This is a genomic window from Micromonospora sp. NPDC048839 (genome assembly GCF_040649915.1).
Taxonomy (GTDB): domain Bacteria; phylum Actinomycetota; class Actinomycetes; order Mycobacteriales; family Micromonosporaceae; genus Micromonospora.
In genome coordinates this window covers 37,300-62,340 of the sequence record NZ_JBEZGL010000001.1, presented here as the reverse complement: position 1 = coordinate 62,340, position 25,041 = coordinate 37,300, and the positions used below count along the sequence as shown (strand labels likewise).

At 71.4% G+C, this 25,041-nt stretch carries 23 protein-coding genes; 4 read left to right on the top strand and 19 right to left on the bottom strand.

Annotated features, from left to right (window positions below; genetic code table 11):
* Positions 1-33: 33 nt before the first annotated feature.
* The 8 genes from AB0C25_RS00295 to AB0C25_RS00260 all read right to left on the bottom strand — a co-directional run bounded on the left by AB0C25_RS00295 (position 34) and on the right by AB0C25_RS00260 (position 10,350).
* Positions 34-498 (bottom strand): DUF4442 domain-containing protein, encoded by a 465-nt coding sequence (locus tag AB0C25_RS00295; protein ID WP_357251944.1) that lies wholly within the window; start codon positions 496-498, stop codon positions 34-36.
* A 64-nt stretch (positions 499-562) separates the two neighbouring features.
* Positions 563-1,552: a hypothetical protein gene (locus AB0C25_RS00290; RefSeq protein WP_357368162.1), complete on the bottom strand. Its 990-nt coding sequence runs from the start codon at positions 1,550-1,552 to the stop codon at positions 563-565.
* 92 nt (positions 1,553-1,644) lie between these two features.
* Positions 1,645-2,943: an ABC transporter ATP-binding protein gene (locus AB0C25_RS00285; protein ID WP_357368161.1), complete on the bottom strand. Its 1,299-nt coding sequence runs from the start codon at positions 2,941-2,943 to the stop codon at positions 1,645-1,647.
* Positions 2,944-3,066: 123 nt separating this feature from the next.
* Positions 3,067-5,277 carry a bifunctional glycosyltransferase family 2 protein/CDP-glycerol:glycerophosphate glycerophosphotransferase gene (locus AB0C25_RS00280; RefSeq protein ID WP_357368160.1) on the bottom strand — a complete coding sequence of 737 codons (2,211 nt, stop codon included), beginning with the start codon at positions 5,275-5,277 and terminating at the stop codon, positions 3,067-3,069.
* Positions 5,278-5,292: 15 nt separating this feature from the next.
* Positions 5,293-7,290, bottom strand: a complete 1,998-nt coding sequence (locus AB0C25_RS00275) for a DUF5941 domain-containing protein (RefSeq protein ID WP_357369004.1) — start codon at positions 7,288-7,290, stop codon at positions 5,293-5,295.
* Between the two features lie 41 nt (positions 7,291-7,331).
* Positions 7,332-8,078: an ABC transporter ATP-binding protein gene (locus tag AB0C25_RS00270; RefSeq protein ID WP_357368159.1), complete on the bottom strand. Its 747-nt coding sequence runs from the start codon at positions 8,076-8,078 to the stop codon at positions 7,332-7,334.
* A 1-nt stretch (position 8,079) separates the two neighbouring features.
* Positions 8,080-8,907 carry an ABC transporter permease gene (locus tag AB0C25_RS00265; protein WP_357368158.1) on the bottom strand — a complete coding sequence of 276 codons (828 nt, stop codon included), beginning with the start codon at positions 8,905-8,907 and terminating at the stop codon, positions 8,080-8,082.
* Positions 8,908-8,979: 72 nt separating this feature from the next.
* Positions 8,980-10,350, bottom strand: a complete 1,371-nt coding sequence (locus AB0C25_RS00260) for an L-serine ammonia-lyase (protein ID WP_357368157.1) — start codon at positions 10,348-10,350, stop codon at positions 8,980-8,982.
* Between the two features lie 723 nt (positions 10,351-11,073).
* On the opposite strand from AB0C25_RS00260, the gene AB0C25_RS00255 reads away from it, so the two are divergent.
* The gene (locus AB0C25_RS00255) at positions 11,074-11,283 is read left to right on the top strand and encodes a PspC domain-containing protein (RefSeq protein WP_357368156.1); all 210 of its coding nucleotides are present in this window, start codon (positions 11,074-11,076) and stop codon (positions 11,281-11,283) included.
* Positions 11,284-11,864: 581 nt separating this feature from the next.
* Here AB0C25_RS00255 and AB0C25_RS00250 read toward each other — a convergent pair.
* The 7 genes from AB0C25_RS00250 to pdxH form a co-directional block, all read right to left on the bottom strand.
* Positions 11,865-12,710 (bottom strand): DUF4230 domain-containing protein, encoded by an 846-nt coding sequence (locus tag AB0C25_RS00250; RefSeq protein ID WP_357368155.1) that lies wholly within the window; start codon positions 12,708-12,710, stop codon positions 11,865-11,867.
* Positions 12,711-12,809: 99 nt separating this feature from the next.
* Entirely contained in the window at positions 12,810-13,973 is a 1,164-nt protein-coding gene (locus tag AB0C25_RS00245; RefSeq protein WP_357368154.1) for an acyl-CoA dehydrogenase family protein, read from the bottom strand.
* A 44-nt stretch (positions 13,974-14,017) separates the two neighbouring features.
* Entirely contained in the window at positions 14,018-14,323 is a 306-nt protein-coding gene (locus AB0C25_RS00240; protein ID WP_357251917.1) for a type II toxin-antitoxin system VapB family antitoxin, read from the bottom strand.
* A gap of 188 nt (positions 14,324-14,511) precedes the next feature.
* Positions 14,512-15,114: a nitroreductase family protein gene (locus tag AB0C25_RS00235; RefSeq protein WP_357368153.1), complete on the bottom strand. Its 603-nt coding sequence runs from the start codon at positions 15,112-15,114 to the stop codon at positions 14,512-14,514.
* On the bottom strand, positions 15,114-16,043 hold the full coding sequence (locus AB0C25_RS00230) for an aldose 1-epimerase family protein (RefSeq protein ID WP_357368152.1): 930 nt from the start codon (positions 16,041-16,043) through the stop codon (positions 15,114-15,116). The genes AB0C25_RS00235 and AB0C25_RS00230 overlap by 1 nt, the downstream gene beginning before the upstream one ends.
* Positions 16,044-16,061: 18 nt before the next feature.
* Positions 16,062-17,357, bottom strand: a complete 1,296-nt coding sequence (locus tag AB0C25_RS00225; protein WP_357368151.1) for an MFS transporter — start codon at positions 17,355-17,357, stop codon at positions 16,062-16,064.
* Positions 17,354-17,980 carry a pyridoxamine 5'-phosphate oxidase gene (pdxH, locus tag AB0C25_RS00220; protein WP_357369002.1) on the bottom strand — a complete coding sequence of 209 codons (627 nt, stop codon included), beginning with the start codon at positions 17,978-17,980 and terminating at the stop codon, positions 17,354-17,356. The genes AB0C25_RS00225 and pdxH overlap by 4 nt, the downstream gene beginning before the upstream one ends.
* A gap of 282 nt (positions 17,981-18,262) precedes the next feature.
* On the opposite strand from pdxH, the gene AB0C25_RS00215 reads away from it, so the two are divergent.
* The 3 genes from AB0C25_RS00215 (at position 18,263) to sepH (ending at position 21,966) form a co-directional block, all read left to right on the top strand.
* Complete coding sequence (locus AB0C25_RS00215; protein ID WP_357368150.1) at positions 18,263-19,369, top strand: citrate synthase 2; 1,107 nt, start codon at positions 18,263-18,265, stop codon at positions 19,367-19,369.
* Positions 19,370-19,573: 204 nt separating this feature from the next.
* Positions 19,574-20,701 (top strand): phosphoserine transaminase, encoded by a 1,128-nt coding sequence (serC, locus tag AB0C25_RS00210; protein WP_357368149.1) that lies wholly within the window; start codon positions 19,574-19,576, stop codon positions 20,699-20,701.
* A gap of 185 nt (positions 20,702-20,886) precedes the next feature.
* A complete protein-coding gene (gene sepH, locus AB0C25_RS00205) occupies positions 20,887-21,966 on the top strand; it encodes a septation protein SepH (RefSeq protein ID WP_357368148.1) in 1,080 nt (359 codons plus the stop codon).
* An 11-nt stretch (positions 21,967-21,977) separates the two neighbouring features.
* Here sepH and thpR read toward each other — a convergent pair whose 3' ends face one another.
* The 4 genes from thpR to AB0C25_RS00185 all read right to left on the bottom strand — a co-directional run bounded on the left by thpR (position 21,978) and on the right by AB0C25_RS00185 (position 24,981).
* Positions 21,978-22,559, bottom strand: a complete 582-nt coding sequence (gene thpR / locus AB0C25_RS00200) for an RNA 2',3'-cyclic phosphodiesterase (RefSeq protein ID WP_357368147.1) — start codon at positions 22,557-22,559, stop codon at positions 21,978-21,980.
* Between the two features lie 12 nt (positions 22,560-22,571).
* Positions 22,572-23,081, bottom strand: coding sequence for a hypothetical protein (locus AB0C25_RS00195; RefSeq protein WP_357368146.1), 510 nt, complete (start codon positions 23,079-23,081; stop codon positions 22,572-22,574).
* A gap of 95 nt (positions 23,082-23,176) precedes the next feature.
* A complete protein-coding gene (locus AB0C25_RS00190; protein WP_357251880.1) occupies positions 23,177-24,460 on the bottom strand; it encodes an MFS transporter in 1,284 nt (427 codons plus the stop codon).
* A 71-nt stretch (positions 24,461-24,531) separates the two neighbouring features.
* Positions 24,532-24,981, bottom strand: coding sequence for a MarR family transcriptional regulator (locus AB0C25_RS00185; RefSeq protein WP_357251878.1), 450 nt, complete (start codon positions 24,979-24,981; stop codon positions 24,532-24,534).
* Positions 24,982-25,041 lie beyond the last annotated feature (60 nt).

Sequence of the window (25,041 nt, the reverse complement as noted above, 5' to 3'; positions counted from 1 at the left end):
CCGCAAACCCGTTTCGGCCTCCTTGGCACGGTCTCAGTTGGGTCGCAGCGTCCAGATCACCGTCAGGGCCGAGGTCGGCGTGCCGTCTTCGGTCGCGATCTCCACGTCGACCCCGAACTCCGGCCGCCGGCCGGACTCGAACTCCTCGATCACGTCGAGGGCCGGCCGGCCGAGCCGCGCGGTGGCCCGTACCGGACCCATGGCGAGCTTGCGGTAGGCGATCTCGGCTCGGACGGCGAGCGGCACGGCGCGGTCGAGCAGGTGCCCGAAGGCCGCCAGCACGACCGCGCCGGAGGCCGTCTCGCCGAGGGTGAAGAGGGCGCCCGCGTGCGGGCCGCCGACGTGGTTGTGGGTGGCCGGCGAGTCGGGCATCCGGACGACTGCCCGGACCCCGCCCGCCGCCTCGGGCGCCACCTCGACGAATTCGAGCCCGAGCGTACGGGCGAAGGGCACCGCTTCGAGCATGCCGGCCGCCACCTGGCGGGAGTCGATGGTCATGAGCCGACGTTACTAGCCGGTAACCAGGCCGGCAACAGGCGTTTTTCTCACCTTCGGCCGAGGCTCAGAGGTTGGCGATCGTCCGCAGGATCTCGGCGTAGAAGTTGCCGTCGATGCTGCGGAAGAAGGCGAAATCCTGACCCGGGTCGCCGAAGAACGGACGCAGCGTCCACGCCAGTTGGGTGCCGACGAAGCCGAAGAGCAGGATCCAGATGTAGAGCAGGGTCATGCTCGCCGGCCGCTGCGCCGGTTCGCTCCGTCGAATCGAGCGGTCGTTCCACGAGAGCGGGTAACCGGGCGGCAGCGTGCCCATCGGAGCCGCACCGGCGGTCTGGCCACTCCCCTGCGCCGGAACGTGCGCCGGGGCGGCGGTCGCGCCGTTCGGAGCGGGCTCGGCCACCGCGACCGCGGCCGGTACGGTCGCCGGCGCGGCACCCGCACCGACGGCCGGGGCGGCTGCCGGCGCCGAGGCGGTGGGCACCGCGGCCGGCGCCGCCGGAGCCGGGGCGGTGGCGTGCGCGTTGACCTGGGCGTTGGCGGTCGACGGCGCGGCGAGCAGGCCGTGGTCGTTGAGCACCTGCATGCCGCTGGTCAGGAAGCGCAGCCCGACAAGTGCCGACAGGGCCAGGATCGCCACGTTGAGCAGCTTGAAGAACCCGTAGTCGTTCGCGGTGATCAGGAAGAAGAGACTGATCGGCGCGAAGGCCACCGCGAGCATCGAGGTGACCGTGATCGCCACCATCACCAGCGCCAACGACTGACGCACCGAGAGCCGGGCGCCGAAGACCAGGTTGAACAGGTAGAGCGTGGGCAGGCAGATGACCAGGGTGACCAGGAACAGCAGCGGCAGCTTCAGCGCCGAGGTCAGCGCCATCAGCGGGCTGTGGAAGAAGCCCAGCACCGCCCCGTAGCAGGCCAACGCGATGGCGGAGCTGGTCAGCATGCGCCCGGTCAGCTTGTTGAGGTCACCCTCGGCCACGATCTGCTGCCAGATGCCCTCACGATCACGCAGGATGCGCTCGATGACGAGCGGACTGGGACGGTCACCCGACACGGGCGCACCCCTTTCGGTGGTCTTTCACTGTGGACTGGTGGGCAGACGGTAGGGCACCCCGGGCCGGGCCGCCACCCTGCTCCGGCGAGTCCTCAGCGCCAACCCACGTCGATCCGGGCGCCCCGCTCGTCGAAGAAGTGCAGCGCGTCCATCCGAACCGAGACGGCGAGCGGGTGGCCGGCGCTGACCGCCGGGTACGGCGCCAACCGCACCGCCAGCTCCGCCGGGCGGCGGTGGTGCCGGCCCGGATCGGGAAGCACGCTGGTCTGGGTGCCACTGCTCGGCGTCTCCTGGGGCTCCACCGGCTTACCGGTGAGTCGCTGCATCACCGAGCCGAACCGACGCAGGCCGCGCTGGCCCACCGGCGGCGGGTCGAGCGGCGCACCCATCTCGTCGACCATGATCGCGGTGGCGCCGATGTCGAGGAACGCCAGCGACTCGTGCCCGTGGTGCTCCAGGTAGCGGATCCGCCCGCGCAGCACGTCGCCGGGGCTGTCCGGTGCGACCGGGGTGAGCGCCTCGGCCCGCATGCCGACCACGATCCGCTCACCGTGGTAATGCGCCACCGCCCGACTGCGGATGTCGTTCCAGGGCAGGTAGAGCGACTGGTCACCGAGGTTGAGCGTGACGTAGCGGTCGAGGTGGACGTAGACCGACGCCTCCAACAGGTTCATCCGGGGGCTGCCCAGGAAGGCGGCCACGTAGAGCGTCGCCGGCCGGCCGTACACCTGGGTGGGTGTGCCCACGTCCTGGAGAACACCCTTACGCATGATGGCCACCCGGTCGGCCATGGTGAGCGCCTCGGCCTGGTCGTGGGTGACGTAGACGGTGGTGACGCCCAGCTCCCGGGTCAGGCCCGAGATCTCCGCGCGCAACTCCGCCCGCAGGCCGCTGTCCAGGTTCGACAGGGGCTCGTCCATGAGGAACAGGCCGGGTCGGCGGACGATCGCCCGGCCCATCGCCACCCGCTGCCGCTGCCCACCGGAGAGCTGGCCAGGCTTGCGGGCCAGTACGTCACCGATGCCCAGCGCGCTGGCCACGTCACCGACCCGCTCACCGCGCGGCTCCGGCTCCACCCCGGCCAGCCGCAGCGGAAAGGCGATGTTGTCGCCAACGGTCATGTGCGGGTAGAGCGCGAAGTCCTGGAAGACCATGGCGATCTTGCGGTCCCGGGGCGGCAGGTCGTTCGCCAGCTCGCCGTCCAGCAGGACGGCCCCGCTGGTCGGGTCCTCCAACCCGGCGATCATCCGCAGCACGGTGGACTTTCCGCAACCGGACGGCCCGAGGAGCACCATGAACTCGCCGTCGTTGACATCGAGATTGATGCTGTCGACGGCCATGGTGCCATCTCTGAATACCTTGGTCACATCCTTGAGCGTGACGGTACTCACCGTCGTCCCCCCCAGTTGTTCGGCCGAACCCCTGAAGACTGTGACCAGGATCATTGGTTTAGGACATCGGGTAAACGTCCTATGTTCAGTGAGTGACGCTGCTATTAAGCGACAAAAGTCCGATCAGCAGCTTCCGGACCGCTCACCCGGCTCGCCGAGGAACACCTGACGCACCACCCGCTCCGCCGCGTGCCCGTCGTCCAATGTGCAGAACCGACCCCGGAAATGCTCGCGCGCCCTGGCCGCCGCGTCCGACCGCACCGCGTCGGTCCGGAACAGGTCGAGCAGATCGTCGAAGGTGGTGGCCACCGCACCCGGCGGTTCGGCCGTCACGTCGAAGTAGACACCACGGGCCAGCCGGTACGCCTCCCAGTCCGGGGCATACAGAACGATCGGCCGATCCAGCACCGCGTAGTCGAACATCGCCGACGAATAGTCGGTGACCAGTACGTCCGCCACCAGGTAGAGATCCTCCACCCGCTGGTGGCCGCTGACGTCGCGGACCCGCTCCCAGTCCGCCGGTCGACCGGGACGCCGATCCCGGTCGTGGAAGTAGTGACTGCGCATCAGCAGCCGGCCCGAGTCACCGAGCGCCCGCACGAACCGGTCCGGGTCGAACGGCGGCCGGTAGCCGGGCAGGTGCTCGCGGTGCGTCGGGGCGTACAGCACGACCTGCTCGTGGGGGCCGAGGCCGAACTCCGCGCGCAGTCGGCGCACCTCGTCCGGGCCGGCGGTGACCAGCCGGTCGTTACGCGGGTAACCCACCTCCAGCGTCGTGTACGTGGCCGGGTACGCCCGGTCCCACATCTGGGTGGAGAAGCTGTTCGCGCTGACGCTGTAGTCCCAGCGGTCCACCCGGCGCAGCAGCCCGGCGAAGTCCATCCGGCCCGCACCGATCGGGTAGCGCTGCTGATCCAGCCCCATCACCTTGACCGGAGTGCCGTGGTGGGTCTGCAGGTGCACCTGCTCGGGCCGCTTGCGGACGAAGTCCGGGAAGTTGACGTTGTTGACCAACCAGCGGGCGCGGGCGAGCACCCGGTAGTACGCCGGGGTGCCGGCGACCACGTACTCCACCCCGGCCGGCACGGCGTCCACCCGGTCCCGGCGCACGATCCACACCCCACGGATCCCCGGCGCCAACCGGCGGGCCACCTCGTAGATCGCCGCCGGGTTGCAGGAGTAACCCCGGTACCAGTAGGCGGCGTACACGGCGAGCGTCGGATCGACAGGTCGTCGCAGCTCAGCCCGGTAGTACTCGCGCAGCAACCCGTCGCGGGTCAGCCGAGCACCGCGCCGAGCGACCGGGCTTACCCGACGCCGGGCGGTGCGCGCCTTCCGGCGGGCGGCGTCCCGGGCCCGGCTCGCGGCCCGCAACGCGCTGAAGGTGTGCCACCGACCGGAAGCGACAAGCCGGTGCTTGAGCCCTTCCACTCCGTCCGGCACCGGATAACCGCCGGGGGGCAACCAGCGCTCGTAGTCGGCGGTGATCTGCGCGAAGAACGCCGGCCGCAACTCCGGGGCGATCCGCTGACCGTTGCCGAGCACGGTCAGGTAGTGCCAGATCATCCGCTCGAAGACCGCCGGGCGCAGGGAGTCCGTCGCCGAGCCCCACGCGTCCATCAGGTGGAAGACCCGGTGCCACTGCGGAAAGACCTCGAAGTGCCGGTCCCCCCGGGTCCGGGTGATCGCGCCGGCGCGGCGTTGCCGGTAGTTGACGCAGACCCGATCCAGTACGCCGATCCGCTGCGCCGCCATCAGCACCGGGTAGCTGAACGACACGTCCTCGTACCAGCCGGGCGCGAACCGTAGCCCCAGGTCGGTCAGGAACTCCCGGCGGACCAACCGGTTCCACGCGGTGTGCAGCAGGCGCATCGCCGCCGGCCGGTCCCGCAACCGGAAGGTGCCCGAGCCGGGCGACTCGGGGAACACCTCGGCCATCGCGCTGCGGGTGGCGGTGTCGTTCCAGTGGGTCCGGACGTGGTCGACGAGCAGCACGTCCGGTCGGGTCACCCGCAACCGCTCGGCGACCTCCGACAGGCACTCCGGCGCCAGCCAGTCGTCGCCGTCGAGGAACCACACGTACTCGCCGACGGCCCGGTCCAGCCCGATGTTGCGGGCCGGACCGAGGCCGACGTTCTCCGGCAGCCGGACCGACCGGACCCGCCGGTCGCGGGCCGCGTACTCGTCGATGATGTCGCCGCTGGCATCCGGCGAGCAGTCGTCGACGGCGATCACCTCGATGTCGGTCTCCGGCTGACCGAGGATGGAGTCCAGGCACTCGCGCAGGTATCCCTGCACCCGGAAGGCCGGCACCACGAAGCTGATCAGGGTCATCCGGCCGTCCCTCCGTCAGCGTGGCGCGGCACCTCCGGCGCTCACCGGCGCGACAAACGCCCGCGCGCTATGGGCCGGTCGGACGAACCAGGCCAGGACGACGCTCACCACGAAAAGCACGAGAAGGTACGCACCGAGTGTAGCCAGCCCGATACCCGCGATGCCGGCAATCGCCGCGAGGGCCAGCAGCACCGACCGTCCCTCCCAACCCAGCGTGGCCGCGTGCAGCGGTGGCGCCGCCTGCCGCTTCTCCAGCCGGGCGGTCAGGTCGTAGTGGTGCACGGTGAGCACGAAGACGTACCCGAAGATCAGCCAACCTGGCACGTCGCCGACCACGCCCACCGCGATGGCGAACAGGTACTCGGCCGCCCGCAGCGCCGCCGGCACCAGCCAGTCCAACGGCCCGTTGTGCGCCGCCCCGGCGCCCAGACCACCGGCCAGCAGCACCAGCAGCGCCACCGGCACCGCCCAGCGCAGCCCGCCCGGCGCATCCCCCAGCAGCGCGACGACCAGCAGCACCGCCGGGCCGAGTGCGGCGAGCACCGCAAGGGTGAGCGGCCCCATCGGGCGGACCACGGGCAGCCGCCGGGCCAACGGCCCGTCGTCGCGGTGCAGGGTGGCGTCGACCGTGTCCAGCACCGGCACCCACATCCAGCGGGCGCGCAGCGTCCGCAGAGCCCCGGTGTACGCGAACGCCAGCACCCCCCAGACCAGCACCGCGATCAGGCTGACCAGCGGATTGAACAGCGCCACGGTCACCGCGATCAACGCCCAGCGCTCACCGATCGGGAAGACCACCGTGCGCTTGAGCCAGTACGACACCGAGCCGGTGTCCGCCTGCACCCGGGTCGACGCCGCGTTCAACCGGTCGCCGATGCCACCGCTGGCGCCCGCCGCCACCCGGGGTCGGCGGGCTGCCTCGTCGTGCAGCACCCCGTACCAGGTGTCGGTCATGTGCCGGACGGTCTGCAGCGTCATCGCGGCGATCGCCAACGCCCAACCGTTGCCCAACCCGGCGTGACTCACCCCGAAGCCCAGGCCGGCGTAGACCAGGTATTCCTTGGCGCGGTCCGCCATGGTGTCCAGCCAGCCGCCCCAGGCGCTGAAGTGCCGGGTGTAGCGGGCCAACTGCCCGTCCACGCAGTCCAGCACGAAGCCGAGGTAGAGCAGCACCGCGCCGCCGACCAGGGCGGGTCGCCCGCCGACCCCGAACAGCACCGCCGCCGCCAGCGCGAACAGCACCGAGATCGCCGTCACCCCGGTCGGGGTGAGCCGGAGTCGGGCCGACAGCCGGACCACGTACGGCGACCAGGTGCTGACGAAGTAGGTGGAGAAGAAGTCGTCCTTCTCCTTGACCGACAGCCGCAGCTCGGCCCGGTCCTCGTCGACAGCTGTCACCGCGGCTTCGGCAGCCGCCAACCCGGACGCGTCCGTGACCCGGTGCGCGACGAGCAGTCGTACCCGCTGGGCGAAGATCAGGGTGCCGAGCGCCGCGAGACCCGCGACGAGCCGGTCCACGGCGGACCCGGGGACGCCGTGTCCGGCTCCCCCGGCAGCCGGCAGCGGCGACACGTCGCCGACCGGACCGATCGGGGCGGCGACCGGAAGCACCCCGGACGCGGCGGCACGGGCGGCGGCGGCAAGCGTCGGCAGGTCGTCCACACCGACCCGCAGCGCGCCACCGAACACGCCGGTGGCGTCGCCGTCGAGGGCCTCCAGCGGGCCGGCGTCCACCACCTGGCCGCGTTCCTCCCGCACGGCGGTGCGACCGGGCACCGGCGGGTCGGTGAGTACCAACGCCACCGTCGGCCCGACCGGGCTGGTGGCCAGGTGCCGCAGCACGGCCGTGTGGGCGACCAGGTCGGCGGCGGTGATCAGCAGCGGGCCGTCGGCGGCGTCGACAAGCGCGGCCAGCTCGTCGAGGTCGGCGGCGAACCGCACCTCGTCCGCGCCGGCCCGGCGCAGTTGGCCGGCCAGCCGCTCGGTCAGGGGCTCGCCGGTCGACGTGGTCAGGCCCGCCGCGGGCGTCTCGGCGGCGAGCACGATCGCGAGCGTCACCGCGGAACCGCGGCGTGGTACGCGTCGAGCGCCTCGGCGATGGTGCCGTCGAGCGTCAACCGGCCCGCGTCGAGGTACAACCCCCGACGGCAGAACCGGGTCAGGTCCTTTTCGTTGTGTGACACCAGCACCAGCGTGCGCCCCTCCCCGAGCAGACGATCAATCGTCGCGTAACACTTCTTGCGAAACTCCGCGTCTCCGACCGCGGTCACCTCGTCCATCAGCAGGATCGGGTGCGGCAGGTGCGAGATGATCGCGAAGCCCAGCCGCACCTTCATCCCCGACGAGTAGTGCCGCACCGACGTGTCGATGGCACCCTGCACCTGCTCACCGGCGAACTCGACGATCTCGTCGAAGTGCCGCTTCAGGTAGCCCGTCGACAGCCCGTGCAGCCCACCGACCAGGTGCAGGTTCTCCCGTCCGGTCAGGTCGTTGGCGAAGCCGGCGGACAACTCCAGCAACGGCGCCACCGCGCCGTGCACCCGGATGCTGCCCTCGTCCGGGATGAGCACCCCGGCGATCAGCCGCAGCAGGGTGCTCTTGCCGGTGCCGTTGCGGCCGATCACCCCGACCGTCTCGCCCGGCTCGACGGTGAACGACACGTCGCGCAGCGGCCAGAACTGGCCGGGCAGGGCGCCGCGCCCGCCCCGGTGGATCAACAACTCCCGCAGCCGTAGCTGCCGGCGCCGGTTGCGGACGAACCGGATGCCCAGGCCGTCGGCCTCGATGATCGGCGCGGCCACGTCAGAGTTCCTTGAGCACGGCGGGTTCCAACCGGCGGAACGACCACCAGCCGGCGGCCAGCACCAGCACGCTACCGACGACGGTCGTGGCGAGCAGCCGGGCGTTCGGGAACTCGTCCGGGTACCAGATCGCGTGGTGCAGCTGGAAGATCCCGACCAGCGGGTTCAGCTCGTACACCACCTTCAGCCAGCCGGGCAGCTCGGACTCCCGGACCAGGCTGAGCGGATAGATGATCGGCGTGGCGTAGAAGAGCACCCGGATGACGAGCCGCAGGAACCGTTCCACGTCGCGCATCAACACGTTCCACGCGGACAGCAGCAGGGCCAGCCCGGTCAACAGGACGGCCTGGACGGCCACCGCGAGCGGCAGGGCGAGCAGCGACCAGCCCGGGTGGATCCGACCGTGCACCGCGTAGATCACCGCGATGGCGATCAGGATCGGCAGGCCGGCGGCGTACTCGGCGAACCGGCCGGTGACCCGGCCGATCGGGAAGACCTGCCGCGGCACGTTCATCGTGGTGATCAACCGGGACTGGCCGGTCAGCGCGTTCGTCGCCTCGCTCAGCGCCGAACTCGTCCACATCCAGGCGAAGATCCCGGTGATCAGGAACAACGGGTACGACCCCGCCGCCTCGCCCAGATGCCGGCCGGTGTCCTGGGAGTAGAGCACCCCGAACACGAACCAGTAGATGGCACCCATGCCGAGCGGCTCGATCAACGACCAGAAGTAGCCGAGCACCGACTGCTGGTACTTGACCGCCAGATCCCGGCGGACCAGGATGCGCAGCGAGTTGCGGTGCGACCACAACGCCGCGACGCCAGAGGTCACCGCGAGCCTCCCGCCTCCTGAAACGGACGACAGGTTAGCAGTCGGTGAACGAGTGCCCCGAATCCGCCGGACTCAGCACTCGATCACGTTGACGGCCAGACCGCCACGCGCCGTCTCCTTGTACTTGACCTTCATGTCGGCGCCCGTCTCCCGCATGGTCTTGATGACCTTGTCCAACGACACCTTGTGCACACCGTCGCCGCGCAGCGCCAGCCGGGCGGCCGTGATCGCCTTGATGCTAGCCACCGCGTTCCGCTCGATGCAGGGGATCTGCACCAGGCCACCCACCGGGTCACAGGTCAGCCCGAGGTTGTGCTCCATCCCGATCTCGGCCGCGTTCTCCACCTGCTCCGGGGTGCCGCCGAGCACCTCGGCCAGCCCGGCCGCCGCCATCGAGCACGCCGAACCCACCTCACCCTGGCAGCCGACCTCCGCGCCGGAGATCGACGCGTTCTCCTTGAACAGCACGCCGATCGCGCCGGCCGTCAGCAGGAACCGCACCACACCATCGTCACTGGCACCCGGAACGAACCGGGTGTAATAGTGCAAAACCGCCGGAATGATCCCGGCCGCGCCGTTCGTCGGCGCCGTGACCACCCGGCCACCGGCCGCGTTCTCCTCGTTGACCGCGAGGGCGAACAGCGTCACCCAGTCCATCGCGTGCAGCGGGTCGGCCGTCCCGGCGTCCGCCTCCAGGCCACGCCGCAGCTCCGCAGCCCGCCGCCGAACCTTCAACCCACCAGGGAGTACGCCGTCGCGCTCACAGCCGCGCTCCACGCACTCCCGCATCACCCGCCAGATCTCCAGCAGGCCCGCCCGGATGTCCGCCTCGCTGCGCCAGGAACGCTCGTTGGCCAGCATCACCTCGCTGATCGACAGGCCGGTGGAGGTGGTGACGTCGAGGAGCTGCCCCCCGGTCAGGAAGGGATACCGCACCCGCGTGCTGTCCGGCTTGATCCGGTTCGCGCCGGCCGCGGCCTCGTCCACCACGAACCCACCACCGACGGAGTAGTAGGTGCGGCTGCGCACCTCCGCGCCCTTGTCGTCGTACGCCGCGAAGGTCATCCCGTTCGGGTGGTACGGCAACGATCGACGGCGGTGCAACGTCAGGTCCCGATCCGGGTCAAAGTCGATCTCGTGCGCGGCCAGGATGCTGATCCGCCGCTCGGCCCGGATCCGCTCGACCCGAGGACCGATGGTGTCCGTGTCGACCGTCTCCGGCGACTCGCCCGCCAACCCGAGCAGCACCGCCGGACCACTGCCGTGGCCGTGCCCGGTGGCACCCAACGAACCGAACAGCTCAGCCTGCACCCGCGCGACCTCGGTGAGCAGCCCGTCGGCCTTGAGCCCGGCAACAAACGTCCGCGCGGCCCGCATCGGCCCCACCGTGTGCGAGCTGGACGGCCCGATACCGACGCTGAAGAGGTCGAAAACACTGATCATGGCTGCGCTTCCTCGCCGTCGACCCGGCGTACGGGACCCGGCCGCCCCAGGACCGCCGGTCTGGCAGCCCTGCTCGTGATCACCGGGGTATGAGTTCCGGCCGCCCGGGGTGTGGGTGGCCGATCTGCCAGCCTACCCGCCCAGCTCAACGCCCAACCCGACCACCGGGAGTGTGCACCTGCCCGCCATTCCACCGCCACCTCGCACGGCCGTGGCCCGGAGGTCCACTGCCGGCCTCACGCGCCCTGCGCCCGCCCGCCGCGCCCCGGCGCCGCTCCGCCCGCGCCCCGCGCCGCACTGCCCGCGCCCCGCGCCGCACCGCCGCGCCCCGGCGCCGCTCTGCCCGCGCCCCGCGCCGCTCTGCCCGCGCCCCGCGCCGCTCTGCCCGCGCCCCGCGCCGCTCTGCTCCGCGCCGCCGCGCCTCGCCTCGCCTCGCCTCGCAAGATCGTGCTCGATCCTGGTTGTAGTGGTCTCCCTCGGTCCTCGATGCCACTACAACCAGGATCGAGCGCGATCTTCGCCTGGTCCGCACGGACACCGGGGCCGACGGACGCGGCGGGCGGCGGCAGGCGGGCTCAGGGAGGCGTCAGCGAGGGGCTACCCGGGTAAAGCACCTACGGGTCCACGGGTCGCCGCTCATCCTCGGGACGGAGGGCGAGCTGGCCACCCCCTTCTACCGTGGATTGCAGACGCGGCGCACCGCCGCAGAGTGGGAGTACGACGATGAGTCGCAAACTGGTCCGGCCCCGCGAGGGGCGCATGCTCGCCGGTGTCTGCGCCGGCCTCGGTCGACGGTTCAGCATGTCCGCCGGGATGGTCCGGCTGCTGTTCCTGCTGTCCCTGCTGCTGCCCGGCACCCAGGTGATCGTCTATCTGGTCCTCTGGGTGCTCATGCCGAATGAGGACCGCTACCTGGCCTCCACCCAGCACTGACGCTCGCCGCACACCGCCCCGTCGGGGCCACATCGCGTCCGGAAGGCCACCACAACATGATTGTGGTGGCCTTCCGCGAAGCCGAAGCCAGCCGGTCTCCCGGGCTGGCGCAGTGCCGACCCACCGACTCCCTCCAATCGCCACCCCAACCCCGCCTCACCCAGGCCGTGCGGCAACAACTTCGGTGAAGCTGCTGCCTCACGAGCGGCGGAGGCAGCACCATCCCTGAAGTTGCGCAGATCTTGAGCAAGGGGCCCGGGGGTGGGCGGAGGCGCGGCACGCCCGCTCGGCGCACGCCCGGCCCACGCCGCACGCCCCACCGGCAGGCCGGCACGCCAGCACGGCCGCCGACGCCGCGCCCGCACGCCCGGCCCACGCCGCATCGGGCACCTCCGACGGATGCCGTCTCGACCCAGCTGTAGATCCACTCGGCATTGCTGATGGCGGGGTGACCGAAGCATCGGGACACCCCGTTTTCGCTGATGTCGTGTGGATCATGACGGAGCGGGCGGTGACGGGGAACCGCAGCGCCCGCTCCGACGGACGTCGGGGCGGGCGCTCGGCATTACGGAATTGCCAGGTCAGGGGGCCGTGTAGGTAACGGTGACCTGCTCATAGCCAAGGGAACGCAGCAGCCCTTCCAGCATCTTGCGGGTGTTCTCCTCGGCTCGGGCAGATAGCCCACTGTCCCGGGCGGCGGCGGTGATCCGTTCCTCGGCGAGCTGGTAGACCTGCTGCTGCCGGTTGGGGTCGTTGCCGACCAGGTCGCCGAGCCGGTTGAGCAGACCACGCTCCTCCGCGAAGACGTAACTCTTCTCCATGTCGAGGTTGGTCTCGCCGAGCTGCGGCGCGGGCAGCTTGATCTCGACGGACTTGCCGTCGGCGGACCGGACGATGGCACCGTCACTGATCTTGGTGAAGTCGACGTACGCCTCGACACTCCCGGCTCCGACGAACAGGGTGCGCTCGTTGAGCAGGAAGTCCGGCACGTTGCGCCTGTCGTTCTGGGTGTCGACGACGACCTGGAAGTTGCCCTCCGCGGCCACGTAGCGGCTGAGGTCCTGGATCGACTTCAGCAGCGGTGGCTGGCTGCGGTCGGTCTGCTCCTTGGCGAACGGGTTGCGGAACTCCGGCAGGAAGCCGGTCGCCTGGATGCCGAGCAGCACCACCACGGCGAGCGCGGCGGCGCCGAGCAGCAGGAGCAGGCCGCGAGCGGCCCCACCACCGCCGTCGCCACCGGCCGTCGGGCCACCGGGAGGGCCGGCCGGAGGGCCACCGGGGCCACCCGGGCCGCCAGCACTTCCAAAGCCGCCCGGTGTGTCGGCGGTCGGCTCGGGTGTAGCGGTCGACCGCTCCCGGAGATCGTCGCCGGTCGGGTAACCGGGGAACTCCCTCGTGGGCTCGTTGTTGCCAGCGTCGCGGGCCATCACGCTCACCGTCCTCGTCAGACACGTCGTCTGCCGATGACGGTACGGCCCCACTGCGACAGCCGCGCGTCGAGCGCCGGGAAGTGACAAGAGGGCAGGTCAGGCGAACGCGGAGAACCCGGTGAGCCGTTGCCCGACGACCAGCTGGTGAATCTCGGAGGTGCCCTCGTACGTCAGCACGCTCTCCAGGTTGTTGGCGTGCCGCATGATCGGGTATTCGCCGGAGACGCCGTTGGCGCCGAGGATGGTCCGGCACTGCCGGGCGATGGCCAGTGCCTCCCGCACGTTGTTCAGCTTGCCGACGCTCACCTGCTCGGGCCGCAGCCGGTGGGTGTCGGCGAGCCGGCCCAGGTGCAGCGCGAGCAGTTGCCCCTTCACCAGCTCGACGGCCATGTCGGCGAGCTTCGCCTGGGTGAGCTGGAAGCCGGCCAGCGGGCGGCCGAACTGGGTGCGGGTGGTGGCGTACGCCAGGGTTGTTTCCAGGCAGTCACGGGCGGCGCCGATCGCGCCCCAGACGATGCCGTAACGGGCTTCGGTGAGGCAGCTCAGCGGCGCCTTGAGCCCGACCGCCTCGGGTAGTTGGGCGTCCGCCGGGAGTCGGACGTCGTCGAGCACGATCTCGCCGGTCACGGACGCGCGCAGCGACATCTTGCGGCGGATCTCGCGGGCCGTGACACCTGGCGTGTCCATGGGTACGGCGAAACCGCGCACGCCCTCGTCGGTGCGCGCCCAGATCACCGCGACGTCGGCGATCGGCGCGTTGGTGATCCACATTTTCCCGCCGGTGAGCAGCCAGTCGTCGCCGTCGCGGCGTGCCCGGGTGGTCATCGAGGCGGGGTCGGAGCCGTGGTCCGGTTCGGTCAGGCCGAAGCAGCCGATCGCCTCGCCGGTGGCCATCGACGGGAGCCAGTGTTGCTTCTGCTCCTCGCTGCCGTAGCGCCAGATGGCGTACATGGCGAGCGAGCCCTGCACGCTGACCAGGGAACGGAGGCCGGAGTCTCCGGCTTCCAGCTCCTGGCAGGCGAGTCCATAGGCGACCGCGGACGCGCCGGCGCAGCCGTAGCCGCTCAGGTGCATGCCGAGCAGTCCGAGCTTGCCGAATTCGCGGGCCAGGTCCCGGGCGGGCACCTGACCGTCCTCGTACCAGTCGGCGACGTGCGGACGCACCCGGTCGTCGACGAGTTGGCGGACGACGTCGCGGATCTGCCGCTCCTCCTCGCTGAGCGACTGGTCCAGGTCGAGCAGATCGAGCGGAGCGGTCATGGACGCCACCTTAACGAAGGTTCAGCGCGCGGAAGAAGGGCTCGTCACTCGATCGGTTCGGCGAGCACCAGCACCCGGGCGTGGATCTGGTTGCGCTGCTGCAGGGCGGCGCGCAACGCACGGTGCAGCCCGTCCTCCAGGTAGAGCCCGCCGTTCCACTGCACGACATGCGGAAAGAGGTCGCCGTAGAAGGTGGAATCCTCGGCGAGGAGCTTGTCCAGCGCCAACTCGCGCTTGGTGGTGATCATCTGATCCAGGCGCAGCGGACGGGGCGGGATCTCCGCCCACTGCTTCAGGGTCAGGTTGTGCTCCGGGTAGGGACGCCCGTCCCGGACCGCTCTGAAGATCACGACGGCACGCTCCCCTCCCCGTGGCCGGGCCGACCGACAGCGCCGAGCCGGGCCGCGGCGGGCACCGCGCGGCGCGGCACCGATGACCGTGCCAGCCTAGCCGCCCATCGCTCGCTGCGTTCTGCTCCCTGATGTCAGTTTCGCTACCGCTCGTCCGATCCTCAACCGGACGAACGGGACACTCCTGCTCAGCTCCACCTGCCGCGACGGACAACCTCGTCCACTCCACGACGCCCACGGCGCAGCGATGGTGACCGATGGTCGGGTGCGCCGTAACCGATTGTGACGGCACCGATGGGCTGGTACTCGGTCGGCACGCCGAACGCGTCCCGGTAGCTGGCCAGCCGCTGCGGCGCGATGCCGAAGAAACAGGCCCCCAGCCCCTCGTCCACGGCGGTGAGCAGCATCAGCAACGCCGCGAAGCCGGTGTCCACGTGCCAGTACGGCACCAGCCAACGATCGGTGGACCGGTCCGTCCAGCCCTTGTCCGGCTCGGCGTAGCGCCGTAGGTAGGCCGACTCGTTCGCGTGCGGCACCACGATCAGCGGCGCCCGGCGCATCCCGGCCAGCCAACGCTCCCGTCCACCGCCGTCGGGGGTGGTGGCCGCCCAGAACCGCTCCCGGTCGGCCGGCTCCTCCAGCACCAGGAAGCCCCAGCCCTGGGCGAAGCCGGCCGACGGGGCACGGATCGCGTGGTCGAGCAGCCGGTCCACCACGTCGGGCGGGACGGGGCGGTCCGGGTCGTAGTTGCGCACCATCCGCCGACGCCGGACGACCTCGGCGAACTCCATCAGGCCCCCGGCCGGATGCCCCAGGCACCCCGCCAGGTCGTGCCCGGCTTGAGCGAGAGCAGGTCCCTCCCCGACCGGAACGCGTCCGGCGGGCAGGTCATCGGCTCGATCGCCACCGAACGGCGGTGCCGCACACCGGTGAGCACGTCCCCGGTGAACACCTGCCACCAGCCGAACTCCGCATCGGCCCAGATGCTCACCCCGGCCGAGGAGTCCGGGGCGGACAGGCTCACCGACGAGCCGCCGTCGGCGTCGCGGATCACCTCGCCGAAGCACAGGTCGAGCTCGGCGGCACCGATCCGGCGCGGGCTGGTCCAGTCGTACTCGGTGCCGGCCACCGGCGTCGCGCCGATCGGCAGCAGCCGGCCGTCGACGAGCATCCGGGTCCGGGTCGGCAGCCGCATGACCAGGTCGTCGACCGCGACGCCCGGCAGTTGCAGGTACGGGTGCACGGAGAAGCCGAACGGCGCCGACTCGTCACCGACGTTCGTCACCTCGTGCTCGGCGCGCAGCCCGTCCGCGCCGACGCTCCACCGGCTGACCAGCCGCAACGGCCACGGGTAGCCCGGCTGCGGCGGCAGGTCGTAGCCGAGGGTCACGGCGTCCGCCGACTGCTCCAGCAACTGCCACGGCACCCAGTTGACCAGCCCGTGGATCGCGACGTGCCGCTCCGGCTCGGTCAACGGGAGCTGGTGCGTCCGCTCGCCGAACGGGTAGCGGCCATCGCGGATCCGGTTCGGCCAGGGCGCCAGCACCTGTCCGGCGCAGCCGGGGCAGACCTCGTCGGTCTGGTAACCGTCGACCAGGTCGACACCGTCGTGCCGGTACGTCCGGAGCCCACCACCCACCTCCACGATGACGGCCTCGTGACCGGCGGCGGAGATGGTCCACTGGGCGCCGGAGAACGCGCGCTGCTCGGGGCTTTCCATGTCGGCGACCCTAACCGGTCACGTCCGGTCGCCGCTCGACGCCGCCGCCCGGTAGCGCAGCAGTGCCGGGAACGCGACCGCGAGCACCACGACGAGCACCGCCGAGGCAAGTCCGCCGGCCACCCAGGCCACCCCGCCGCCGAACCCGGCGGCCATCGTTCCGGCCCGCAGGTCGCCCAGCCGAGGACCACCGGCCACCACGACCGTGTTGACGCCCTGGAGCCGGCCACGCATCCGGTCCGGTGCGTAGACGAGCATCATCGACTGGCGCAGCACCGCGCTGACCAGGTCCGCGGCCCCGGCCACGGCGAGCAGGAGGACCATCAACCAGAGCTGGTGGGCGAGGCCGGCCGCGGCGATCGCGACTCCCCAGGCGACCACCGCGACCACCAGGCCGAGGCCCTGCCGGCGGAGCCGGCCGATCCAGCCGGAGGTCAACCCACCGATCATCGAACCGATCGCGATGGCGCTGTAGAGCAGGCCGACAGCTCCGCCGCCGCCGAACCTCTCGTGGGCGATCTCCGGGAAGAGCGCGCGGGGCATGGCGAGGATCATCGCGATCAGGTCCACCCCGAAGGACAGCAGCAGCACCGGCGTGGTGGCCAGATAGCGGAATCCGTCGACCACACTGGCCAGGCCGGCGCGGCGGGGCTCACCGTCGGCGGTCGGCTCGGGCGGCAGCGCGGGCAGGCGCAGCGCCGCCCAGAGCATCGCGGTGAACAACACCGCGTCCACCCCGTACGCGATGGGCAGCACGACTGTGGTGTCGGCCGAGGCGGAGAGGATCAGGCCGGCAGCGAGCGGGCCGGCGACCGAGGCCGCCGTGAAGGTCGTGTAGTTCAGGGTGCTGGCCGCCGGCACCAGGTCGTCCGGCACCAGACGGGGCAGCATGGCGCTGCGGGCCGGCGAGGTGATCGCGAACGCCACCGACTGCAACGCCATCAACGCCAGCAGCAACACCGGGCTGCCCACGTTCAGCAGGGCCTGGACCAGCAGCCCGATGGTGGACGCCCAGAGCAGGACCGACCCGCCGAGCAGCACGGCACGGCGGTCGTGGGCGTCGGCGACCGCGCCACCCCAGAGCCCGAAGATCAGCAACGGTACGAAGGCAGCCACGCCCAGCAGGCCCACCCAGAACGAGTCCCGGGTCAGGGCGTACATCTCCACCGGCACCGCGACGGCCGTGAACTGGAACCCGAACATCGCCACGGTGTTGCCGAGCCAGAGCCGCCGGTACGCGGGTACCCGCAGCGGACGTACGTCGATCGCCCAGCGGCGCGCCCCGCGCGACCCGGCCTCCCGCACACCCGTCACGGCGCCAACCGCTCGACGATCCAGCCACCCTCGTCGAGGCGGAAGCGGAGGCGGTCGTGCAACCGACCGGCCCGGCCCTGCCAGAACTCCACCGACTCGGGTCGGACCCGCAACCCACCCCAGTGCGGCGGGATCGGGATCTCCGCCTCGTCGGCGAACCGCTCGGCCACCTCCTGGTAGCTCTCCTCCAGCGCCGCCCGGTCCGGCACCACGTGGGACTGCGGGCTGGCCCAGGCGCCCAGTTGGGAGCCGCGCGGTCGGCTGGCGAAGTACGCCGCGCTCGTCGCGCGGTCGACCGGCTCGACCTGCCCGGCGACCACCACCTGCCGCTGCATGGGAAACCACGGAAAGACCAGGCTGGCGTACGGGTTGGTGGTCGCCTCGACGCCCTTGCGCGACAGGTGGTTGGTGAAGAAGACGAAGCCGTCCGGGTCGTACCCCTTGAGCAGCACCGTCCGACCGCTCGGCCGGCCGGCCGGGTCCGCGGTGCCCAGCACCATCGCGTTCACCTCGGGCAGCCCGAAGGCCACCGCGTCGGCGAACCAGGTGCCGAACTGGGTGTGCCAGTCGGCGGCCAGGTCAGCTTCGGTCAGGCCCAGGTCCGCGGCGTACTCGTTACGCATCGCGGCCGGGGCGGGTGTGTCGCCCGTCACGTCCCCACTCCTTCTCGGCAGGTCCGGCGGCGCCCTCCCGCGCTGGCCAGCCCGCACCGCCCAGTCTCACCGAGTCCGGCGGAGAATGCGCGTTTGGGGATGTCGCGTGCAGCACAGTCGCTGTGGGTCGCGTATCCGGTCACTCAGCAGGCAAGATGTTGCGAACACATCCCTGATGGTCGCCTAGAGGGCGCTCGGCCGACCGGGCCGGATGAGCCGACCGGGCGCACCGACCAGATCCAGGAGAGCGACATGGCCGATTTCAAACCCGGGCTGGAGGGCGTCGTCGCCTTCGAGACCGAGATCGCCGAACCTGACCGTGAGGGCGGTGCGCTGCGCTATCGCGGAGTCGACATCGAGGATCTGATCGGCCAGGTGTCGTTCGGCAACGTGTGGGCACTGCTGGTCGACGGCCGGTTCGGGCCGGGCCTGCCGCCGGCGGAGCCGTTCCCGGTGCCGGTGCACTCCGGTGACATCCGTGTCGACGTGCAGTCCGCGGTCGCCATGCTGGCCCCGTACTGGGGTCTCAACCAACTGCTGGACATCTCCGACGAGCAGGCCCGCGAGGACCTCGCCCGGGTTTCGGTGACCGCGCTCTCCTTCGTCGCCCAGTCGGCTCGGGGCCTCGGCCTGCCGGCGGTGCCGCAGAAGGAGATCGACAAGGCGCAGACCATCGTCGAGCGGTTCATGAAGCGGTGGCGCGGCGAGCCCGACCCGCGGCACGTCAAGGCCGTCGACGCGTACTTCATCTCGGCCGCCGAGCACGGTCTGAACGCCTCCACCTTCACCGCCCGCATCGTCGCCTCCACCGGAGCGGACGCGGCGGCCTGCATCTCGTCGGGCATCGGCGCCCTCTCCGGCCCGCTGCACGGTGGCGCGCCGTCCCGGGTGCTCAGCATGCTGGAGGCGGTGGAGCGCAGCGGCGACGCGGAGGGCTACGTCAAGGGCGTGCTCGATCGCGGCGAGCGGCTGATGGGCTTCGGCCACCGGGTCTACCGGGCCGAGGACCCCCGCGCCCGCGTGCTCCGCCGCACGGCCAAGGAGTTGGGCGCGCCGCGCTTCGAGATCGCCGAGGCGCTGGAGAAGGCCGCGCTCGCCGAGTTGCAGGCCCGCCGCCCGGACCGGGTGCTGGCCACCAACGTCGAGTTCTGGTCGGCCGTCGTGCTGGACTTCGCCGAGGTGCCCGCGCACATGTTCACCTCGATGTTCACCTGCGCGCGGATGGGCGGTTGGAGCGCGCACATCCTGGAGCAGAAGCGCCTGCAGCGGCTGGTCCGCCCGTCCGCCCGTTACGTCGGCCCGGAGCCCCGCAAGCCGTCCGGCGTCGAAGGCTGGGCCGCCATTCCGCACGGCGTCTGACCGGTCGCGAAGGGTCCCTCCGCCACGCCGGACGTGGCGGAGGGACCCTTCGCTGCGTCTGGCGGGCGGGTGCCGTCGAGGTGTGGCGAAGGACTCAGCCCCGCCCTCGGGGGCCCGGCTTCCACCGATGGGTCCGAGTGCGAGGATGAGGGCCGGCAGTGTCGCCGGGCCCGCCCTCGCCCTTGCGGAAGGATCTTCAAGACCGTGGCTGACGCACCGACCATCCGGATTCCCGATGACCTCAAGCCCGCCGACGGACGTTTCGGCTGCGGCCCGTCCAAGGTCCGCCCCGCGGCGGTTTCCGCACTTACCGAGGTCGCCACCAGCTACCTGGGCACCTCGCACCGGCAGAAGACGGTCCGCGACCAGGTGGCCCGGCTGCGCTCCGGCATCGCCGAGTTCTTCTCGCTGCCCGAGGGTTACGAGGTCGTGATCGGCAACGGCGGCACCACCGCGTTCTGGGAGGTCGCCACCTTCGGCCTGGTTCGCGACCGCGCCCAGTTCGCCAGCTTCGGCGAGTTCGGTGCCAAGTTCGCCAAGTCGGTGAAGGACGCGCCGTTCCTCGGTGAGCCGACCGTTCGCAAGGCCGAGGCCGGCAGCGCGCCGACCCTGGTCGCCGAGTCCGGCGTGGACACCTACGCGACTCCGCAGAACGAGACGTCGACGGGCGTGGCCGTCCCGATCAGCCGGGTGGCCGGGGCAGACGACGGCGCGCTGCTGCTCGTCGACGCGACCTCCGGCGCGGGTGGCCTGGACGTCAACGTCGGCGAGACCGACGTCTACTACTTCGCTCCGCAGAAGTGCTTCGGCTCCGACGGTGGTCTCTGGCTGGCTCTGATGTCACCGGCCGCGCTGGATCGCGCCGCCGAGATCAAGGCGTCCGGGCGCTACATCCCCGCCTTCCTCGACCTGGCCACCGCGATCGACAACTCGCGGCTGGAGCAGACCTACAACACCCCGGCGCTGGCCACCATCTTCCTGGCCGCCGAGCAGACCGACTGGATGAACGCGCAGGGTGGCCTGGCCTGGGCGGCCAAGCGCACCGCCGAGAGCGCCGCCACGGTGTACGGCTGGGCGGACCGGTCCAGCGTGGCCACCCCGTTCGTCACCGACCCGGCACTGCGCTCCAACGTGGTCGCCACGATCGACTTCGCCGACGCAGTGGACGCCACCGCGATCGCGAAGGCGCTGCGCGCCAACGGCATCGTGGACACCGAGCCGTACCGCAAGCTCGGCCGCAACCAACTGCGGATGGCGCTGTTCCCGGCCGTCGAGCCGGCGGATGTCGAGGCGTTGACCGCGTCCATCGACTACGTCATCGAGCGACTCTGACGTTCGTCACGGTCGGTGTTCGTGGAGGCCTCCACGGACACCGACCGTGATCATCGTTGCAGCTCAGTCGCGACATGCGGGGTGTCGCTTCCCCCACCCCGAGACAGATGCGCGTACGGTGGTCCGAGACGCCTGGGTGGCCGACTCGTGGCGTGCGGCCAGCGAAGCGGGACGGAGGCAACGCTATGCGCCCAGTACGCTTCGTCGCCCTCTCCGAGGACGGCCATGCCCTGGTTCTCGCCGACGAGGTCGGGCGGTTGCTCGCCCTGCCGATCGACGACCGGATCTCGGGTGCGCTGCACGCCGAGCCCGGGGCGCCGCCGCTGCCGGCGGCACCGGCCGCTGCCGACCCGATTCCGTCCCTGTCCCCTCGGGACATTCAGGCTCGCATCCGCTCCGGTGAGTCCGCCGAGGATGTCGCCCGGATCGCCGGCGTGCCGGTCGACCGGGTGCTGCGCTATGCCGGCCCGGTGCTCCAGGAGCGGGCGATGCTCGCGCAGCATGCCCGCCGCACCCGCCTCAAGGGAGCGGAGAAGCCGACCCCGCTCGCCGAGGTGGTCAACGGTCGGCTGAGCCAGCACGGCATCGACACCGAGAAGATCTCCTGGGACGCGTACCGGCGGGACGACGGCACCTGGCGGATCATCGCCACCTGGCCGTCCGGCAAGGCCACCGCGCAGGCCATCTGGGATCTCGACAAGACCCGGCAGTCGGTCGCCCCGCACGACGACATGGCGCAATACCTGTGCGCTGAGCGGCCCACGCCGATCCTCGGCCAGGAGCCGGCGCCGGAGCGGAGCGGGCACGGCCTGCCCGGTCCCTCGCGCGGCGAGCCCAGCCGTGGTGGGCACGGGTTGCCGGCGGCTTCCGAGCATCCGCGCCCTGGTCGGGACCCGATCCGGGCCGGGCGGGACGCGCTGCTCGCCTCGCTGGACCGCCCGCTCGGTGCCTCGTCGGGTCGTGGCCTTGAGCCGCGCACCCCGGCTGCTCATGCCGGTTCGGACGCGCCTCGGCAGCGGCCGGTCGGCGGGGGTGCCGCCGCGCTGCTCGGCGGCGGCCAGGGGTCGGCCTTCGACGACGACTCGGACGCGCCCAAGGAGGTGCCGGCCGTGCCGTCGCTGGCGGTGCTGCGGCCCCGCCGCACGGGCGCCGCGGCAGCCGCCGGTGGCGAGTCCACCGACGCCAACGGCAAGCCGCGCAAGCGCCTGCCGAGCTGGGACGACGTGCTCTTCGGCAGCGGGCCGGCCGCGCGCGAGTCGTCCTGACGCTCGACGAGTCAGAGCGGCCAGGCGGCGAGCCGGTCGTAGCGCGAGCCTCGGGGGTCGAGCTGGCTGCGCATCAGCAGCAGCTCGGTCACCTGCCACTCCGGTCCCCGGTAGTCGTCCAGGTCGGCACGGTCGGCCTCGATGTCGGCCGGGTCCATCCGGTCGGCGGGCCGGGCCACGGTCAGGTGTGGGCGTAACGGCCGGGCGTCGTACGGCAGCCGGGCCTGCCGCAATCGGGACCGGACCAGCCCGGCCAGCACGTGCAGCGCCTCGACCTCGCCTCGCAGGCCCACCCAGAGCACCGTCGACCGGCCCTGACCGAACCGGCCCCCGCCGCCGAGGCTGAGCCGGGGCACGGCGTGCCGGCCGTCATGGAGATGCTGGGCGGCCGACCCCAGCGCACTCTCCACCTCGACCAGCCGGGCCGCCTCGACGTCGCCAAGGAAACTCACTGTGACGTGCAGTTGGGCCGGACCGGCGAGCCGGACGTTGACGCCGGCGGCGCTCGCCGCCGTGACGCGCAGCCGGGTGACCTGTGCGCCGAGGTGATCGATCGCCGCGGCAGGCGGGTTGACGGCAACGAAGAGCCGCATGCCGTCGTGCGCTCAGCGGTGCCGTTGCCGGTGCCCGGCGCGGGCCGCGGGCAGTGCCAGCCCGGCAGCGTGCAGCACACCCTCCACCCGGACCCGCTCGATCTCCTGGTCGACACCCTCCAGGTCGGCGAGGTGTTCGTCGATGCCGAGGGCGCGGCAGGCCAGCCGGAGCCGGTCGTCGTACGCCTGGAGGAGCGCGCCATGCCAGACCATCGATCGACCGCTGCCCCCGAGCCGCTGACCGCCGAGGCGGCGCAGGTCGGCGGCGAGCTGCTCCAGGGGGCGCCGGTCGACCCGGTCGAACGCGCTGAGATCGATGTCGCGGGTCAGCGCGTCGGCCTCGACGGCCCGGTCCAGGCGGGCGATGGTGCGCTTCTCCTGCCTGCGCTCCCGCCACTCGGACCAGCCGCAGACGACCCGGTCGAGGATCTCGTCATAGCAGAAGAGCAGGGCGAATGCGGCCGGCAGACTGGCGACGGCAAGGAACGCCAAGGCCAGCACCAGCGCGCGTCCGACTCCCACGTATCGACGCTAAGCCCCGCCGTGCCGAGTCGCCAGCGATTTGGCCGCATCCGCACAATCCGATCAACACGACGCGGCCCGAGTGGCGGTAAACGTCAGCAGTCGGCGGAGGTCACGTAGAAGCGGGGCATCGGGAGCACCCGGAAGCGCAGCCGGGCGCCGGAGCGGCGCAGCTGCCAGGTGAGGGCGATCAGTGCGGCGGCCAACGAAATCAACGCACCCATCCAGATGCTGGCGCCGGCGCCGAAGTGCTCCGCGACCCAGCCGATGAGCGGCGCGCCGACCGGATTGGTGCCCAGGAAGACAAGCACCCACAGGGACATCACCCGACCCCGGAAGGCCGCATCCACACCCAACTGAACCCGCTGGTTGGCGGCCTGGGCGAAGAAGACCATGAAGAAGCCGGTCGGCACCAGCAGCACCACGACCAGCCAGTACGCCGACGCGAGGCCGACCAGGGTGCCGAAGCTGGCGCAGGCGATCGCGGCACCGAGCACCAGCCAGACCGACGGGCGACTGCGCCGGCCGGTGCCACTGAGCGCACCGCCGAGCGCGCCGACGGCAAGCGCCGTGCTGAACAGGCCGAAGGAGGCGGCACCGGTGTGGAAGACCGTCTTCGCCAGGGCGGCCAGGGTGAGCTGGAAGTTGAAGAGCGACATGCCGATCACCGACATGACCGCCATCGGCAACAGCAGGTCGGGTCGACGCCACACGTACCGCAGCCCGTCGATGACCCGTGCGGACGCCCGTTCGTCGCGCGGCAGCAGGGCGTCGCGCTCTAGCTCGGCCGTCCGCATCCGGACGACGTTGACCAGGGGCGCGATGGAGCTGACGGCGGTGAAGAGGAAGACCGGGCCGACGTCGAACGCGGCGATGGCCAGGCCGGCGACGGCCGGGCCGACGATCCGGGCCGAGTTGAACACGGCGGCGTTCAGCGACAGCGCGTTCGGCAGCAGGGGCGTGCCGACCAACTCGGAGACGAACGCCTGGCGGACCGGGGTCTCCACGGCGTTGGCCGTGCCGAGCAGCGCCGCGAAGGCGAAGACGTGCCAGAGCTGCACCAGGTCGGTGAGGACCAGCAGGGACATGCCGAGCGCCAGCAGGCTCCAGAAGGCGTTTGCGACGAAGAGCAGCACCCGCTTGTCGTACCGGTCGGCCAGCCGGCCGGAGAGCAGGGTGAGCAGCAGCACCGGGGTGAACTGGCAGGCGGTCACCACACCGAGCGCGGTGGCCGAATTGTTGGAGAGGTCGAGGACGAGCCAGTCCTGGGCGATGAACATCATCCAGACACCGATCAACTTGATCAGCTGCCCGGATGCGAAGAGCCGGTAGTTGCGAACCTGTAGGGACTGGAACATCGTGCTCAGCTTGGCCTGCACTCTTGGTGCGCCTCCTCGGACGTACGCGTCATCGACAGGTGACGGCACGGCCCGGTGGGGCTTGGTGCGACTCAGGCGCGAGCGAGCTGCTGAAGAATCTCGGCGGCCCTCTGCAGGGTCTCCCGTTCGTCCTCGTCGAGCGCGGCCAGCCGGTGGGCCAGCCACTCGTCGCGGGCCCGCTCGAACTGGTCGAGCACGGCGTGCCCTCCCTCGGTCGCCGCGAGGATGACCTGCCGACCGTCGGTCGGATGGGGTGTCCGCCGCACGAGGCCGCGGTCCTCCAACTTCCCGACGATCTTGGTCATCGTCGGTGGCTGCACCCGCTCGACATCGGCCAGTTCCCGGGGGGTCATCGCACCCGCCAGCCGCAGGCTGGTGAGCGCGGAGACCTGGGTGACCGTGAGGTCGCCGACCGGTCGGGCCTGGCGGACCCGCCGGTTGAGTCGGGTGATCGCATCACGCAACTGGGGGGCCAGCTGCGCCGGTGGCACGCGTTTCGCCGTCACCGTCCGCTCCGTCACAGTAGTTAGCTTAACTAATGAGCATGGCTAACGACATCGGTTATGACCAGGCTCACGAGG